This is a genomic window from Nostoc sp. C057, from assembly GCF_013393925.1.
Lineage (GTDB): Bacteria > Cyanobacteriota > Cyanobacteriia > Cyanobacteriales > Nostocaceae > Nostoc > Nostoc muscorum_A.
The window spans coordinates 2,164,276-2,181,134 of record NZ_CP040281.1 but is presented as its reverse complement, the minus strand read 5'-3'; the positions used below and the strand labels follow the sequence as shown (position 1 = coordinate 2,181,134).

Here is a 16,859-nt window from a genome sequence, read left to right as displayed (position 1 = left end):
AATCCTTTAAGGATTTTGTTGGAGAATATCATAACGGCAATACCAAAGAGTATAAGCTTCATCCCGAAATCATAAATAATTATTGAGCAATAACCGCCAGAATCGTTAACTTCCCTCAATAGTGTGAGTATTCTGCCAGCAAACTAAACCGATAGCAAATGCATCCCTCAATCCTCCTAGTGCTGTTTTTCAGAGGACTCTTTCTTTTTCAACCAATCTCTAATCGCCTCCTCCAAAGCCGCAGTCTGGGTCAATTCCAAACGCGCACAGGCAATTTCAAAGGCGATTTTTAAGTCTTTAGGGAGTCTACCCCGAACTTCTCTAGTTTCTTCTGCCATCCTAATTTGAAGCCAAAGCTTGCGGCTTTCATTTTTGCACAGCCTCTCAGTAAAAAAACATTTGCGGAATTGCGCTATTGCGGCATTGCGCTATAATATTAGAAGTAAAAAAACAATTAACAATCCTGTCAGCGTTACCGAATCTACAAAGCTGAGGACACCATGAGCGTTATTACAATTCAATGTCGCTTGGTTGCGGAAGAAGACACTCTCCGTCAACTGTGGGAACTTATGGCTGAAAAAAATACACCACTTATCAATGAATTGTTGCTACAGGTAGGAAAGCACCCAGAATTTGAAACCTGGCTAGAAGAAGGCAAAATACCTACTGAATTACTCAAAACACTTGTTAACTCCCTCAAAACTCAAGAGCGTTTTGCTGATCAACCTGGACGCTTTTACACTTCTGCGATCGCTTTAGTGGATTATGTATATAAATCCTGGTTTGCGTTACAAAAACGCAGAAAGTACCAAATAGAGGGGAAAGAGCGTTGGCTGAAAATGCTCAAAAGCGATCTAGAACTCGAACAAGAAAGTCAATGTAGCTTAAACGTAATTCGTACTAAAGCCACCGAAATTCTTACCAAATTTACCCCTCAGTCCGAGCAGAATAGCAAGCAGAAAAAGGGCAAAAAGACTAAAAAATCTACAAAGTCCAAAAAATCTTCACTTTTCCAAATTCTCTTAAACACTTACGGAGAAACAGAAGACCCTCTTACTCGTTGCGCTCTCGCATATCTGCTCAAAAATAAGTGTAAAATCAGTGAACTCGACGAAGACCCAGAAGAATTTACTAGAAATAGACGCAAAAAGGAAATAGAGATTGAGCGATTAAAAGACCAACTTCAAAGTCGCATACCTAAAGGTAGAGATTTGACAGGAGAAGAGTGGTTAGAAACTTTAGAAATTGCTACAGCTAATGTAGCTCAAAATGAAAAAGAGGCAAAAGCTTGGCAAGCAGCACTTTTAAGAAAAATTGCTGATGTCCCCTTTCCTGTGGCTTACGAATCTAACGAAGATATGACATGGTTAAAAAATGGCAAAGGTCGTCTCTTTGTTCGATTCAATGGCTTGGGAAAACTGGCCTTTGAGATTTACTGTGATAAGCGTCATGTGCAGTACTTTCAACGCTTTTTAGAGGATCAAGAAATTAAACGCAATAGTAAAAACCAACATTCAAGCAGTTTGTTCACTCTGCGTTCAGCGAGGCTTGCTTGGTTTCCAGGTGAGGAAAAAGCTAAAGTCTGGAAAGGAAATCATCTGCATCTTTACTGCTCTTTAGATACTCGGATGTGGACTACTGAAGGAACTCAACAGGTAGTTGAAGAGAAAGTCACCACAATTACCAAAACTTTAACGAAGGTAAAACAGAAAGCTAACCTCAAAGATAAACAGCAAGCTTTTATCACTCGTCAGCAATCCACGCTAGATCGAATTAATAACCCTTTCCCTCGCCCCAGCAAGCCTAATTATCAAGGTCAACCCTCAATCCTAGTTGGCGTTAGTTTTGGTCTAAAAAAGCCAGTCACAGTAGCGGTGGTAGATGTTGTTAAAAATGAAGTTCTAGCTTATCGCAGCGTCAAACAACTACTTGGTGAAAACTACAATCTTCTCAATCGTCAGCGACAACAACAGCAACGCCTATCTCACGAACGACACAAAGCTCAGAAACAGAATGCGCCAAACTCCTTTGGTGAATCAGAGTTAGGGCAATATATAGATAGATTATTAGCAGATGCAATTATTGCGATCGCCAAAACCTATCAAGCAGGCAGTATAGTTATCCCAAAACTCCGTGATATGCGTGAGCAAATCAGCAGTGAAATCCAATCCAGAGCAGAGAAGAAATGCCCTGGTAATAAGGAAATTCAAAAAAAATACGCAAAAGAATATCGTATGAGCGTTCATCGCTGGAGTTACGGTCGATTGATTGAGAATATTCAATCCCAAGCTGTAAAAGCTGGAATTGCTATTGAAATTGGTACGCAGCCAATCAGAGGTAGCCCACAAGAAAAAGCGCGAGATGTAGCCGTCTTTGCTTACCAAGAACGTCAAGCTGCTTGAGTTTTATTCACTAATCCGAACCTTGACAATATAATATTTTTATAACAGCGCCGCAGTTCATGCTCTTTTGAGCCAATGTGCTGTGATAAATCTGGGTTAGTTTGGCGGTTGTCAGACTGTCATGCTTTCTGACCCTGGTAGCTGCCCGCTTCTGATGCTGCCATCTGTAGAATTCTGAATTCTATAGATAGGATAGGTGCGCTCCCAGCAATAAGGAGTAAGGCTTTTAGCCGTAGCCGTTATTCATAACGGTGTGGATTACTACAGTGGTGGCTACTGAATCACCCCCTTCATCGGGGGAACCTTCCAAAATATTTTTTTGGCGTGTCAAAGCGGGGGCAAAATCCCTGGAGTCCCGCCAAAACTTTAAAACCCTTGTGATGTCTTAATTTCAGAGACTAGTGTGTCAATTGATTTAGTTTTTTGATGCGAGACGAAAGAAGCTTTTTAAGGGATATGCCAAATTTGTATCTGAAAAGCTTTATTTGCAAGGGGTCTAGACGGCAGGGGTTTCAACCACCATTCCGGCTAGGGGTGGGTTGAAAGCCGTAATGCTTGCTAAACTCTGCGCGATTGAGAGTTTCAACCACCATTCCGGCTAGGGGTGGGTTGAAAGTTGCACGGTTTTGCCATTCCCAAAACAGAAGCCCAAGGACGTTTCAACCACCATTCCGGCTAGGGGTGGGTTGAAAGTTACAAATTCCGCACTTCTAAGGAGCGATCGAAGGCAGTTTCAACCACCATTCCGGCTAGGGGTGGGTTGAAAGCAAATTTTTGTTGTTACTAGGTAGGTGAGATATTTGTTTCAATTAGGAGGGTTGAAAGGCGCACTTCGTTCGGGATAATTCCGACACTACTGTGTATAGTGAGATCAAGGCGACTTCAATTAGGCAAATCATCTCTGGAAAGAGATTGACAAATAATTTGTCGTTTTAGCGTTTTGACAAATAATGTGTCGCCACGGACAAATAATTTGTCGCTCTACAAAAAAAAATCGGGATGACTGGATTCGAACCAGCGGCCCCTTCGTCCCGAACGAAGTGCGCTACCAAGCTGCGCCACATCCCGCTATAAAAATGGCATTGTAAATTAAGAATATCACAACCCGTGCCAAATGACAGAATTACATCTATATATATGATCGCTTCACCCAAGGCTTTGCTTGCTACGATTAAATTTGTATAACTCTAGTGGTAAAAGCGGATTGTGACTGTAAAACCAGACTGGTTGCGGGTAAAAGCACCTCAGCGTGAGCGCATCGGTAACGTTAAAGACATTTTGCGGGATTTATCCCTCAATACAGTTTGTGAGGAAGCATCCTGTCCGAATATTGGCGAATGCTTCAATGCCGGTACTGCTACGTTTTTGATTATGGGCCCGGCTTGTACACGCGCTTGTCCCTACTGCGATATTGATTTTGAGAAAAAACCGAAACCACTAGATCCCACGGAACCTGCACGGCTAGCGGAAGCTGTTCGGCGCATGAACCTTAATCATGTAGTAATCACTTCTGTAAATCGAGATGACTTGTTTGATGGTGGCGCATCTCAGTTCGTGGCGTGTATTGATGCGGTTAACTCTGTTTCACCTAACACCACAATTGAGGTGTTAATTCCTGACTTGTGCGGTAATTGGAATGCTTTAGAGTTGATTCTACAAGCAGCGCCAGAGGTATTGAACCACAATACCGAAACTGTTCCACGCCTGTATCGCCGGGTGCGTCCCCAAGGAAACTACGATCGCACATTAGAATTATTACAGCGAACTCGCCAACTTTCTCCTAGCACATACACCAAATCCGGGATCATGGTTGGACTCGGTGAAACAGATGCCGAAATTCGTCAAGTCATGCAAGACTTACGAACCGTAGATTGCGACATTTTGACAATTGGGCAATATCTCCAACCCAGTCAAAAACATTTACAAGTAAATGAATTTATCAATCCAGAACAATTCGCTGCTTGGAAAACATTCGGCGAAGAAATCGGATTTTTACAAATTGTTTCTTCTCCATTGACAAGAAGCTCATATCATGCAGAACAAGTCAGGGAATTAATGGAACGTTATCCCCGGAGCTAATTTTAGATTTTAGATTTTAGATTGCTAAGAGAATAGGGTGATTGGGTGATGGGGAGAATGGTGATTAATGACTAATTCAAAATCTGTAGCAATTCTTGGTGCAGGTGCTTGGGGTGCATCTCTGGCAAATCTCGCCGCAGCGAATGGTCATCAGGTACGCGTGTGGTCGCGTCAAGGTTCCCAAACTCTCCAAGCAGTGTTAGAAGATGCCCAAATAATCCTATCCGCTATCTCAATGATTGGTGTGAGAGATGTTGCTTCCCAAGTCAAGTCTTTCCCCCTTTCTCCAGAGACGATTTTTGTGACGGCAACCAAAGGCTTAGATCCCCAAACCACTTGCACGCCGTCGCAAATTTGGCAAACAGTATTCCCTAACCATGCAGTGGTTGTTTTGTCTGGGCCAAATTTATCTAAAGAAATTCAACTAGAGTTACCAGCAGCAACAGTGGTAGCCAGTAATATTCCCAGGGCTGCGGAAGTAGTGCAGTTAGTATTTTCTTCTCATCGTTTCCGGGTATATACCAATCCCGACCCCTTGGGGGTGGAACTGGGGGGAACGCTAAAAAATGTGATTGCGATCGCAGCTGGTGTGTGCGATGGTTTACATCTAGGAACCAATGCCAAAGCTGCTTTAGTCACCCGTGGACTTACAGAAATGGTTCGCATCGGTAACGACTGGGGTGCAAAGACGGAAACATTTTATGGATTATCGGGTCTTGGAGACTTGTTAGCAACCTGCAATAGTCCCTTAAGCCGCAATTACCAAGTCGGCTACCAGCTAGCTGGTGGTAAGACACTTAAAGAAACTCTTGCAAATTTACAAGGAACAGCCGAAGGAGTGAACACTTGCCAGGTTTTGATGCAACGAGCCAAGCAACAAAACATTCCAGTTCCAATTACTGAGCAAGTTTATCGGTTACTTCAGGGAGAAATCACACCCCGACAAGCGCTTGATGAACTGATGCTACGAGATATCAAGCCAGAGTACAACTACTAGCTAGTAGTCTGTCAAATCAACTTACTGGCTAAATAAGTTCGTAGTAAGGACTTTAGTCCTTATATTAAGCACTGAAGTGCTTACTACATACCAGGACTTCCTTAGCTTGATGGACTACTAGTTAGTAGTCTGTCAAGTTTAAATTGCACGTCAAGACTGACATACAAGACGACGCAGGAACACGGAGAGAGTATTTAATAACTTTCCTACGTTTTCTATCTCCGTATCGATAGAATTTTTGCCGTTAATACTAATCACTTCCCTGATCTCTATTAGTTCTACTTATACCTAAATAATCCTGAGAAAAAATTGCTAAATCGTCAGGATATTACTTTTGTAGCCATGTAAATGTGACTATGCCAATTATAAAGATGACATTCACTGAAGGATGTTTATACTGTGTTACAAAAGTTACTATCACAACCCACCAAGGTTGAAATGTTAACTAAGTAGTTGAAATATTGAAAGCCTAGCTGCCGATTTAAATAGCTATTGGTTAAATCAAAAATTTAGCAGCCGATTAAGTCCAGTAATACTGTATCCAATAAAACCATTACAGTTAATTTCTAAAAAAATTGTAATGGAACCTTCAACTATGTTAGTTCATCGTTAATCGCGGGAACAATAGCAACAGTTGAATAGCTGACCGTAATCTAAGCTGACCGAAATCTATTGTTACCTGGAGCCATTGAGACGATCTTATGCCAGCAACATCTTTTTATGCAGACGCCCCCTACAACACCAAAAAGTCCCGCCAGGCTTTGGACTCGGATCTCACGGTTGATGACAGTGAGTTATCGGTAGATGACCTACAGGAGCTAGAGATCGCTTCTGTTGACAATGCTAACTTTGCTGCTAGCAGTAACCGTCGGAGTACAGACCTAGTACGTCTATATCTTCAAGAAATTGGTCGGGTTCGCTTGTTGGGGCGCGATGAAGAGGTTTCAGAAGCTCAAAAAGTCCAACGCTACTTGCGGATGCGGATAGTACTTGCTAAGGCCGCCAAGGAAGGGGATGAAGTGATTACGCCCTATTTGAGGTTAGTTGAAGTTCAAGAACGTCTAACCTCGGAACTAGGACATCGCCCATCTTTGGAAAGATGGGCTGCTACTGCTGATATAGTTTTATCCGATCTTAGGCCAACTTTGGCAAATGGTAAACGTCGCTGGGCAGAAATTGCCAAGTTGACTGTAGAAGAGTTGGAGCAAGTTCAGTCCCAAGGACTCCAAGCAAAAGAACACATGATTAAGGCTAATCTTCGCCTAGTTGTGTCTGTTGCTAAGAAGTATCAAAATCGTGGTTTGGAATTGTTGGATTTAGTCCAAGAAGGCACACTAGGTTTGGAGCGGGCTGTAGAAAAATTTGACCCCACTAAGGGTTATCGCTTCAGTACTTATGCTTACTGGTGGATTCGTCAGGGTATTACACGGGCGATCGCAACTTCTAGTCGCACCATTCGCCTACCGGTTCATATTACCGAAAAGTTAAACAAAATCAAAAAGGCTCAACGCAAAATTGCTCAAGAAAAAGGTCGCACCCCAACTCTAGAAGATTTAGCAACTGAGTTAGAGATGACACCGACCCAAGTCCGAGAAGTTTTGTTACGGGTTCCTCGCTCTGTTTCTTTGGAAACCAAAGTAGGCAAGGATAAAGACACTGAGTTAGGCGAATTACTAGAAACTGACTGTGTAACCCCAGAAGAAATGTTAATGCGAGAATCTTTACAAAGAGACTTGCATCATCTTCTCTCAGATTTAACTAGCCGGGAACGCGATGTAATTTTGATGCGGTTCGGTTTGGCAGATGGTCATCCTTATTCTTTAGCAGAAATTGGCCGCGCTCTCGACTTATCCCGCGAACGAGTTCGACAAATAGAATCCAAGGCTTTACAAAAGCTACGCCAACCTAAGCGTCGCAACCTGATCCGCGATTATTTGGAATCTCTTAGTTAGTCAATGATCGAGAGTCATTTTTCATTAGTGAGCCAGTGCGGTCTTCTCCCTTTGGGAGAGGCTAGCGCCAAGGGGGTTTCCCCCATGAGCAACTGGCTCACCCGCAGGGTCATTTGTCATTAGAAAACTACACTTGACAAATGACTAGGGATAAAGGACTGATTTTATACCAGATTGAAAGCCTTTTAGAGGCTTATAGCAAGTAATTTGCATTTAATTGTATAAGAGTTCCCCCAGAGCTTTGCTCAGATATCTTGAAGGTGGGGATCAATTCAACGATTCAAAATTCACTCATCTAAAATTTAAAGTTAAGGGATGCAATCGTTACAAGTATCCTAACTATTAACTGTATACAAATTAAATGCAATACAGCTTATTATTTGAATTTTGATCAAGATTTAATGAATTGTTCTTAAATATTTAGTATAAATTCTCAATAGGCAATGATTGTTGCAAATTGCTCCCAAGATTTGTTATATTCTCAACTAACAAGCTTTGTTGAGAAATATTAGTATGACTGTCTACACAACTACTTCACTCAAGGCAGAACTGAACGGGCGAGGCTGGCGATTAACTCCCCAGCGCGAAACAATTTTACACATTTTTCAAGAACTTCCGCAAGGTGAACATTTAAGTGCGGAGGATCTTTATCATCGGCTAGAAACTGATGGTGAAGGGATCAGTCTGTCAACTATTTATCGGACTTTGAAGTTGATGGCGAGGATGGGAATTTTACGGGAATTAGAACTGGGTGAAGGACATAAGCATTATGAGATCAACCAGCCTTATCCTCATCATCACCATCACTTGATTTGTGTTAGATGCAACTCAACTATTGAGTTTAAAAATGATTCAATTTTAAAAATTGGATCGAAAACCGCTCAAAAAGAAGGTTTCCACCTGCTTGATTGTCAAATGACAATCCATGCAGTGTGTCCCAAGTGCCAACGGGCGCTGATGCCGCTTTAGCACTTGGGTGAATAATCAGACGAAACTACTCAAATTAACCAAATAAGTGGAATTTTGAGCAGTTCGTAATTTGCTGTTACTAGAGGCTAGCAACGAGTTGGGAACTGATACTAACAAGACCAAAGCGGATGTTAAAAGCGTCCGCTCTTAAGATCCTTGAGGCTGATGCCGTAGAATTCTTGGGCTTGTTTAATCGCTTTTTTGGTGTCATCTGCCATTACACCGTTCAGCTTGCCTTTATAAAAACCCCGTTCCCGTAGTCGCGTTTGGATTTCCAGGGTATTAAATTCGCTTTTTTTAGCAGTATTAACTGAGCTATATAACTTAGCTCGTGTAGTTGGGCCAGCAACGCCACTTGCTGTCAAGAAATTAGCTGCCTGGAATCGGCGTACAGCATCGGCAGTATAGGGGCCATAGTAGCCATTTGGCTCTCCCTCTAAATATCCTGCCTGGATCAATTGTTCTTGGATAATTCTAACTGACTCACCGCGATCGCCTACACGGAGTTTATCTCGATTGACAACCTTCTTGGGAGCCTCTTCTCCATCGCCAATGCCAATTCCTGGCAATTTACGCAATGTTGCGGGCCCAGCAATTCCATCAACGCTTAATTTATAAGAATCTTGGAACCGCTTTACAGATTCTTCGGTAATTGGGCCAAATATTCCTGTGGCGTTCCCATAATAAAAGCCTGCGATTCTTAAGCGTTCTTGCAAGGCTCTGACATCTTCACCTTCATCACCCTTAGCAAGGTAGTTAGGATTACGGCGTTGGTTGGTGGCTGAACGAACCGAACTAGTAGTGCCGGGCTTTTTAGCTTGTGTACTGACAACAGTGGCTTTTTTAGCTTGTGTTGTCGTACTACTGGGCTTTTTAGCTTGCCAGTTTTCTAACTTTTGCAGTGTGCTTGCTCCAACAATGCCATCCACTGGTAAACCGGCGGCTTTTTGGAAGCGGCGCACAGCCTCTTGTGTGGATACGTCATATACTTGGGTAACAGAAGCTTGGTAAAAACCTGCTGTTCTCAACTTTTGTTGGAGATTTCTAACAGAGGGGCCTTGATCGCCTTTTTCCAGTGCTATAACGCTGCTGACAGCGCCAAGAATAGACAAGGACAGAGCAAGGGGCAACATATACTTCCAAGCCCTACCAGAAAGCCTTTTCCAGTCTGGTGCAGCTGCTTTGTTAAACAAAGAACTGAGGGATACCAATTCACTGGGTGTGCTGTCTTCGTAGGCGAAAGCTAGGTGCAAATACGCAAGATTTTCCATATTTGTTTCCTACACCATTGATTTTTCTTCGATAACTGCTTCAGCTTGATGTACTAGGTTCCTCAAAGCTTCTAATGTTCCTATATTTACATCCTCCCATAAATTGCGCTTGTGTGCTTCTAATAATTTTTCAGCAATATCACGCAGAGCATAGGGGTTCTTTTCCTGAATAAATTCTGACACAACTGGATCGAGCAAGTAAGCCTCTACTATGCCTTGATACATATAATCTTCTACACATTTAGCTGTAGCGTCGTAGGCGAATAAAAAATCTACTGTCGCCGCCATTTCAAAAGCACCTTTGTAACCGTGGCGCATAACTCCTGCAATCCACTTAGGATTAACTACGCGAGAACGATACACCCGTGAAATTTCTTCTTTAAGTTGGCGGACTCGTGGTTGGGCAGGTATGGAATTATCACCAAAATATGTTTGGGGGTTTTTTCCCTGTAGAGAACGCACGGCTGCGGTTAAGCCACCCTGAAATTGGTAATAATCATCAGAATCGAGTAGGTCGTGTTCGCGGTTATCTTGATTGTGTAGGACAACTTGCATTTGGGATAAGCGTTGTTTGAAGGCTTCGGTATTGGGCATTGGGAATTGTTTATTCTCCTTATCTCCCCCTGCTCCCTGCTCCCTGCTCCCTTCCCCCTGCTCCCCTGCCAAATTTCCCGAAGAATAGGCGTAAGAACTCCAGTTAATATAGGCACGGGCTAAATCTTCATCGTCTGTCCAGTTTTGCGATTCGATTAAACCTTGGAGTCCTGCGCCGTAAGCACCTGGGCGAGAACCAAAGATGCGATAGCGCGATCGCACCACGGCTTCTTCTAAAGTTAATCCTTGGCTTGTCCACAATTCAGTCTCTTGGCGAACTGCATCCGCTAGGGGATTTTGTTCTGGCGGTTCATCCAAATCTGCTACTGCTGATACTGCTTGATCGAATAAGTCAATTAAGTTGGGAAAAGCATCCCGGAAGAATCCCGAAATTCGCAAAGTTACATCTACACGGGGCCGTCCCAAAATTGCTAGAGGCAAAATTTCAAAATCCACTACTCGCCGCGCTGCACCATCCCATACTGGTTGAACTCCGAGTAAAGCTAAGGCTTCGGCAATATCATCACCGCCTGTTCTCATGGTGGCTGTTCCCCACAATGACAAACCTAGTGTTTTGGGATATTCGCCATGCTCTTGAGTGTAATATTCCACAAGGGTTTCAGCAGCTTTTCTACCAATATCCCAAGCTGTCTCTGTAGGAATGGCGCGAATATCTACAGAATAAAAGTTTCTCCCTGTTGGTAGAACTTCTGGGCGGCCGCGCGTGGGTGCGCCAGATGGAGCGCTGGGGACGTAACCGCCATCTAGTCCGTGTAATAAGTGGGTGATTTCTTGATCGGTTTGTTGTAAAGCTGGTAGCAGGCGATCGCATATCCAGGTAGAGACGCGATTCATTGCGTCTCCCCCCCCAGCACAGACGCGATGAATCGCGTCTCCACAAGATTCCTGATTTCTAAATTCTGAATTCTGAATTCTGAATTCTGAATCCTGATTTATGAGTTGTTCTACTAAAAGGGCGGCGTGTTCTTCTAGGACTTCGACGATATCACCGAGGGTACGGCATTCTGTGCCATTGACTATTGAGTATTCACCGCTAGGCATTGACAAATCGGCTGTGAGGGGGTCGAAGTCTAAACCCCAATCTTGAGCGATCGCGCGGGTAATACCTGAAGAATGGCGATTGGGGATGCGAGCGATCGCTACTATTAAATCTCGTAGCTGCCTTCCTTGGGGACATTGCCCAAAAATATGCAACCCGTCGCGGATTTGGGCTTCTTTCAATTCACACAGATAACCACCGATGGAATTCAAAATTAAGGATTCAGACTTAAAAATTTCTGTTTCATTTTGGATTCCTAAATCTAGATGGAGATTTTCTTTGATTACCAGTTCGTGGATGCGATCGCGAATTACTGGTAAACGCGAAGGATCTAAACTGTCGGCTTCATAATACTCATCAATTAAATTTTCTAACTGTTGCAAAGAACCGTAGAGTTCCGCACGAGTCATCGGCGGCGTTAGGTGATCTATAATCACCGCTTGAGCGCGACGTTTCGCTTGGGAACCTTCACCAGGATCGTTGACAATAAACGGGTACAGGTGGGGAAGTGCGCCGAAAGCCACTTCTGGATAACAATTATTAGATAAAGCCACGCTTTTACCGGGTAGCCATTCTAGATTTCCGTGTTTCCCTACATGAACTACAGCATCAGCACCAAAACATTCTCTAACCCAATAGTAGAAAGCTAAATAATCATGGGTTGGTTCTAAATCCGGTGCATGATAATTCAAACTGGGGTCATTATCATAACCCCTTGCTGGCTGAATTCCCACGAAGATGTTGCCGAGTTGAATTCCGGGAACGGGGAAAGAGGCAGGGGGGCAGGGGGCAGGGGGGCAGGGGGGAATAATTCTTGATTGCTTCCCTGCTCTAAATTTCCCCACCGTTCACTAATACCTTGCTGAACTGCTGGCGGCAAAGAAGCGAAATATTGTTGATAGTCTTCCCAAGAGACACTTTGGTGTACCGGAAGCGATTCTCGACCTTCCGGGTCATTTGTTACGCCATCTGTCAGCCGTTGAATCAACTCATCTCCTTCAGCAGGTGGATTTTCTACTTCATACCCAGCCAGATGTAGAGCTTGCAGGATTTCTACACAACTAGCTGGGGTGTCGAGTCCCACACCATTGGCGAGGCGGCCATTGCGGTTGGGGTAGTTTGCCAAAATTAGGGCAATTCGCCGTTCTTGGGGTGGTTTGGAACGCAGCCGCGCCCAGTTTGCTGCTAGTTGAGCAACGAACTCGATGCGATCGCTGACTGGTTCATAAATTACCACATCTGTCTCTAAATGGGGATTACGAGTTTGCACGGCTTTAAAAGACACAGCACGCGTAATAATCCGCCCATCTACTTCTGGTAGTGCCACATTCATCCCAATATCGCGGGGAGAAAGCCCTTGAAACTGTGACTCCCACTGTTCAATTGATCCGCCACTAAGGATTACTTGCAACACAGGTACATCTAATTTTTCCCACAGTTCGGTTTGGGGTGTTTCGCTTTCCAAACGTGCTAGAGAAAAACTGGTGGTATTTAGCAGCACAGCGATTGATTCGGCTTCTTTGGGTTGAAAAAATTCACTCAACTCCGCTTGCACATCGGGTTCACGCAATGAGGAAACAAACACTGGCACTGGTTGTAAATTTTTCTGTACCAAAGCTTCGCATAAAGCATCAATTACCTTGGTGTTTCCAGCTAGATAATGAGCGCGGTAGAAGAGGATGCCGACTTTGGGCATTGGGGATTGCGAGATTTGAGGTTCAAAGGTGGATGAACGGAGTTCTGAGGTGGATTCATCCGGTTCAAAGGTGGATGAACGGAGTTCTAACTCTCCCCTGCCCCCTGCTCCCCTGCCCCCTGCTCCCCCTGCCCCCTGCTCCCCATTCATACAATCCCACGCGCGGAATCGGCCGGGGTAGTGGAGGATTGTATGCAGTTAACAGGCAAGTATCAGAGATAAATTGCAGAGCATTAACAAAATTTTCTACTCCGCCTTCACTAAAATACTGCCATACCTGGTTAGCAACACCTAAAGGCACGGTAGACTGAGAAATTAAGTCGGGATCAAAAGCGTCGTCCCCTGGCATTACAATGAGGGTTCTACCATTACGTTGCACAATTTCTTGCACTACTTCTAAGCCATAACTCCAGTAAGAACGTCCTCCTAACAGGCGCAAAATAATTACCTGGGCAAGCTCCAAAACTTGCTCTCCATAAGTATCTATGCTTAACTGTTGCTGCAATTGCAATAGATTGGCGACTCTTAAGGCAGGAAATTGTGAAGGTAATTTTGTAACCGCAACTGCCAAAGTTTGAATGTCGGTATCAGCAGCCGTAATCAACACGAAAGGCGCTGGAGTTTGTTCTAAAAAAATTAAACCCTCTGACTGATTCCATCCACCCGATGTGCTACTTATACGATGCATAATGCTGTATTACCGTCTTAAACTATTGGTTATTACACAATCAAAACAAACTTTTTCCCTGCATTTAGCCCCCTCTTACCAGTAATGATTAAAAATGCTTAGTTCTCCTGATTTGAGCTTTTCTCGAACCTTGCCTATTGTTGTATTTAATCAGCTTGGGGAATTGTTGGAGCAGATGGCTCAAACAGTGGAAGGTGCCACTCTGGTACTGACAGAAGCTGTTTTGGCGCGGATTTGCATACCTGTGGAGTGGCAAAGGCGAAGGTTTACATTGGTGGTTTCTGAGCAGTTTAGTGTGCTTTTGTTAGGAAATTTTGAGCAAGGGGAGCAGGGGAGCAGGGGAGTAGGGGGAGCAGAGGAGCAGGGAATTGATTCGGCACTCAATGCTCGGTTGACATTTAATTTAGAGGCGATCGCTTCTTTTCTCCACGAATTGAGAGACTTGTTTGAGTGCGATTCCTATACTCACCAAAATCTCGAACGCTATCGCCAAATTATTGGGCCCAATGATGCTACCCTCCAAAGTAAGTTCTCGCTGTTGCTATTAGAATATTTTCTAACTCAGCCAAACCAAGAAATAATAGCACCTCCAAGCCCAACTGCGCCGGCAGTTTATATCTGTCAGCCAGTGGAAGATGCCTTAAAAAAACAGGTTTCCCAAGAACGGTTATTGAATCAGGTAACAACGCAGATCCGCAAAAGCTTGGATTTGCCTGTCATTATGGCAACGGCAATTACACAGGTACGTGAGTTTCTAGAATTAGACCGATTAGTAATCTATAAATTTGAAGGTTCCAAAGTCAAGACTCAACAATACCAGTCTTCTACAAATGAGGATAACGGGAAACGCTCAACTTCTATCTCAGTAAATAATCAATCCTTAGTAAAAGATTACCAACAGCATGGGGGTTACATTGTCTATGAAGCCCGTGCTACAGATGCGATTACCTGCGTGTTGAATTACACAGAAAAAAATTGCTTTATGCGAACCTCTCAATGTTGGGAGAAGTATCGCCAAGGCTTTACCTTAGCTGTGGATGATGTCGAAAAAACTTATGCTCTAGAAGAGTGTTTGTTGAATTTTTTAAGGGAAAGCCAAGTGCGGGCTAAGTTGGCAGCACCGATTATACTTGAGGACAAGCTGTGGGGGCTGCTGATTGCTCATCAGTGCAATGAACCACGCCAGTGGATTGATAGTGAAAAAAACTTGCTGATTGCGATCGCCGAACAATTAGCGATCGCCATTTACCAAGCTGAGTTAATGCAAACCCTCACCCAAGAAAAACAAACTCTCGAACAACGAGTTATTGAACGCACAATCGGGCTACGTGATGCTCTTCTCGCCGCCGAAGCTGCTAGCCGCCTCAGAAGTGAATTTCTCGCTACTATCAGTCATGAATTACTCACGCCTTTAACTTATGTGATTGGGATGTCGTCTACCTTGCTGCGCTGGCCTTTGGGTGAATTGAGTCAACGACAACGCGATTATCTGCAAACAATCCACGATAGTGGAGAACATTTATTAGAAATGATTAATGACATTCTCGATTTATCGCAAATCGAGGCTGGTAAGACAGCTTTAAATATTTCGGAATTTTCTTTGGTGAATGTTGCGGAAAATGCTGTGGAGTCACTACGAAAAAAAGCAACAAGCGAACAAATCAATCTCAACCTTGATTTGCAAATCGATCCCAGGCGCGATCGCTTTACCGCCGATGCCGAACGAGTAGCACAAATTCTCTCGAATCTGTTAACTAATGCCATTAAATTTACCCCTGAAAGTGGTAACGTTACCTTGCGCCTTTGGGTGGAGGATGATACCGCTATTTTTCAAGTGGAAGATACCGGGATTGGTATACGCGAAGAACAGTTACCATTACTCTTCGAGAAATTTCAGCAACTCGATACACCCTATCGCCGCCGCTATGAAGGCACTGGACTTGGATTAGCTTTAACTAAACAACTTGTAGAACTTCATCGGGGTCGAATTGAAGTAGAATCAACCATCAGTATTGGCTCAATTTTTACTGTATGGATACCAACTCAAGCAATGAGAGTGCTGAGTTAGGAGTAGCCCTTTCAAGGTGACTGGTAAAATCTCTTTTTTTCTCTCTGCACTCTGCCGTTTAAAAGTAACTTTTATAACCACAGAGGCGCAGAGAACACAGAGTAAAGAGCTTAAAGAGGAATTTTTTGTCCAAAATTGTTGTACACATTGAAAGGGTTAGAAGTTAAGAGTTAAAGCTTATAAATCTGCGATGAATGCAGAGTTATGAATTAACCAACTGAAGGATTGAACTTTTTATTTTGAGGCTAGACTAAGGAGCATTTTTTCAAAAATTCTCAACACAGGCTCTTCTCCATTGTCTCTAGTGAAAATAGTATAATTTGGGTGAGAATTGATTTCAATTAACCAATATTGTTTATCTCGATCTAAGACTATATCTAAACCACCATAATCAATGTCTAATTCTTCAAAAATTGGTTTAGCAAAATTAGCAATCTCTGACAATACTTGTGGATCATTGATATATTTTGCTTTTGCGCCATCCCAGTGAAGAGGGCTGAGGTTGCCTGCAAATTTTGCATTAGTTATATCTTTCTCATAGAGTAGAACTAACTCTTTATTTAAAAAAACGGCTCTATACTCAGATTTTATGTGAATAAATTCCTGAGCGATCGCAACGTAATCATACTTTTTATTATTGATATTAAAAATCTCTTTTAAAGCAGCTTCAACTTCATCTGTATTCTGACATAAAAAAACGTTATGTCCACTTGAGCCAGAATTACGTTTAACAATTACAGGCGTTTCAAAGGTTTTTTTTATTTCTAATATAATATCTTCAAAACTTGGAAATTTTAAGTAAATCTTATATTGCAGGTCACAAAAGGGGGAAAGAAAACCTACTGTCCGAGGAAGTTTAACTTTGTTCTTTAAAATATGGTAAGTATATTCTTTGTCTTTAATGATTTGTGCTACTGCTTGATTTATTATTGGAGTACTATAATTACAAAAAAAATGTTGTTTATTATTCAGTTTTACTTTTACTAAGTTTTCAGTCGGATGAATAATTTCATAGCTGATATTTAAATTTTTACAAGCTTTGAGCAATAGCGAAAGGTTATCTAACATAAATAGTTGAAGCTA

The 16,859-nt window shown here is 42.9% G+C and carries 9 protein-coding genes, 1 tRNA gene, 1 pseudogene and 1 CRISPR repeat array; of the genes and pseudogenes, 6 read left to right on the top strand and 5 right to left on the bottom strand.

What is annotated here, in order from left to right; genetic code table 11:
• Nucleotides 1-176: 176 nt before the first annotated feature.
• Nucleotides 177-338 (bottom strand): hypothetical protein, encoded by a 162-nt coding sequence (locus FD724_RS09785; protein ID WP_179072482.1) that lies wholly within the window; start codon nt 336-338, stop codon nt 177-179.
• A 162-nt stretch (nt 339-500) separates the two neighbouring features.
• On the opposite strand from FD724_RS09785, the gene cas12k reads away from it, so the two are divergent.
• On the top strand, nt 501-2,402 hold the full coding sequence (gene cas12k / locus FD724_RS09780; RefSeq protein WP_179072481.1) for a type V CRISPR-associated protein Cas12k: 1,902 nt from the start codon (nt 501-503) through the stop codon (nt 2,400-2,402).
• A 509-nt stretch (nt 2,403-2,911) separates the two neighbouring features.
• Nucleotides 2,912-3,169: a CRISPR direct-repeat array (repeat unit 37 nt; unit sequence GTTTCAACCACCATTCCGGCTAGGGGTGGGTTGAAAG).
• A gap of 227 nt (nt 3,170-3,396) precedes the next feature.
• On the opposite strand, the gene FD724_RS09775 is transcribed toward cas12k, so the two are convergent.
• Nucleotides 3,397-3,470 (bottom strand) — tRNA-Pro (locus tag FD724_RS09775).
• A 138-nt stretch (nt 3,471-3,608) separates the two neighbouring features.
• Between FD724_RS09775 and lipA the strand changes: the two genes are divergently transcribed.
• The 4 genes from lipA (at nt 3,609) to FD724_RS09755 (ending at nt 8,399) form a co-directional block, all read left to right on the top strand.
• Nucleotides 3,609-4,481 (top strand): lipoyl synthase, encoded by an 873-nt coding sequence (gene lipA / locus FD724_RS09770; RefSeq protein ID WP_179072480.1) that lies wholly within the window; start codon nt 3,609-3,611, stop codon nt 4,479-4,481.
• 67 nt (nt 4,482-4,548) lie between these two features.
• Nucleotides 4,549-5,478: an NAD(P)H-dependent glycerol-3-phosphate dehydrogenase gene (locus FD724_RS09765; protein WP_179072479.1), complete on the top strand. Its 930-nt coding sequence runs from the start codon at nt 4,549-4,551 to the stop codon at nt 5,476-5,478.
• 701 nt (nt 5,479-6,179) lie between these two features.
• Nucleotides 6,180-7,430, top strand: coding sequence for an RNA polymerase sigma factor SigC (sigC, locus tag FD724_RS09760; protein ID WP_179072478.1), 1,251 nt, complete (start codon nt 6,180-6,182; stop codon nt 7,428-7,430).
• Between the two features lie 513 nt (nt 7,431-7,943).
• Nucleotides 7,944-8,399 carry a Fur family transcriptional regulator gene (locus FD724_RS09755; protein WP_114080112.1) on the top strand — a complete coding sequence of 152 codons (456 nt, stop codon included), beginning with the start codon at nt 7,944-7,946 and terminating at the stop codon, nt 8,397-8,399.
• Nucleotides 8,400-8,530: 131 nt separating this feature from the next.
• On the opposite strand, the gene FD724_RS09750 is transcribed toward FD724_RS09755, so the two are convergent.
• Together FD724_RS09750 and FD724_RS09745 are read right to left on the bottom strand one after the other, a co-directional pair.
• Nucleotides 8,531-9,670, bottom strand: a complete 1,140-nt coding sequence (locus FD724_RS09750; protein ID WP_179072477.1) for a peptidoglycan-binding protein — start codon at nt 9,668-9,670, stop codon at nt 8,531-8,533.
• A gap of 21 nt (nt 9,671-9,691) precedes the next feature.
• A pseudogene (locus FD724_RS09745) lies at nt 9,692-13,708 on the bottom strand (cobaltochelatase subunit CobN); the annotation flags it as partial.
• 94 nt (nt 13,709-13,802) lie between these two features.
• Between FD724_RS09745 and FD724_RS09740 the strand changes: the two are divergent.
• Nucleotides 13,803-15,776, top strand: a complete 1,974-nt coding sequence (locus FD724_RS09740) for a GAF domain-containing sensor histidine kinase (RefSeq protein WP_179072476.1) — start codon at nt 13,803-13,805, stop codon at nt 15,774-15,776.
• A 234-nt stretch (nt 15,777-16,010) separates the two neighbouring features.
• On the opposite strand, the gene FD724_RS09735 is transcribed toward FD724_RS09740, so the two are convergent.
• Nucleotides 16,011-16,844 (bottom strand): RimK family alpha-L-glutamate ligase, encoded by an 834-nt coding sequence (locus FD724_RS09735; protein WP_179072475.1) that lies wholly within the window; start codon nt 16,842-16,844, stop codon nt 16,011-16,013.
• Between the last annotated feature and the right edge of the window lie 15 nt (nt 16,845-16,859).

Coding starts and splice junctions, on each gene's coding strand:
- FD724_RS09740 (WP_179072476.1), top strand. CDS start 13,803: ATGCTTAGTTCTCCTGATTTGAGCTTTTCTCGAACCTTGCCTATTGTT.
- FD724_RS09765 (WP_179072479.1), top strand. CDS start 4,549: ATGACTAATTCAAAATCTGTAGCAATTCTTGGTGCAGGTGCTTGGGGT.
- FD724_RS09785 (WP_179072482.1), bottom strand. CDS start 338: ATGGCAGAAGAAACTAGAGAAGTTCGGGGTAGACTCCCTAAAGACTTA.
- FD724_RS09735 (WP_179072475.1), bottom strand. CDS start 16,844: ATGTTAGATAACCTTTCGCTATTGCTCAAAGCTTGTAAAAATTTAAAT.
- cas12k (WP_179072481.1), top strand. CDS start 501: ATGAGCGTTATTACAATTCAATGTCGCTTGGTTGCGGAAGAAGACACT.
- FD724_RS09755 (WP_114080112.1), top strand. CDS start 7,944: ATGACTGTCTACACAACTACTTCACTCAAGGCAGAACTGAACGGGCGA.
- sigC (WP_179072478.1), top strand. CDS start 6,180: ATGCCAGCAACATCTTTTTATGCAGACGCCCCCTACAACACCAAAAAG.
- FD724_RS09750 (WP_179072477.1), bottom strand. CDS start 9,670: ATGGAAAATCTTGCGTATTTGCACCTAGCTTTCGCCTACGAAGACAGC.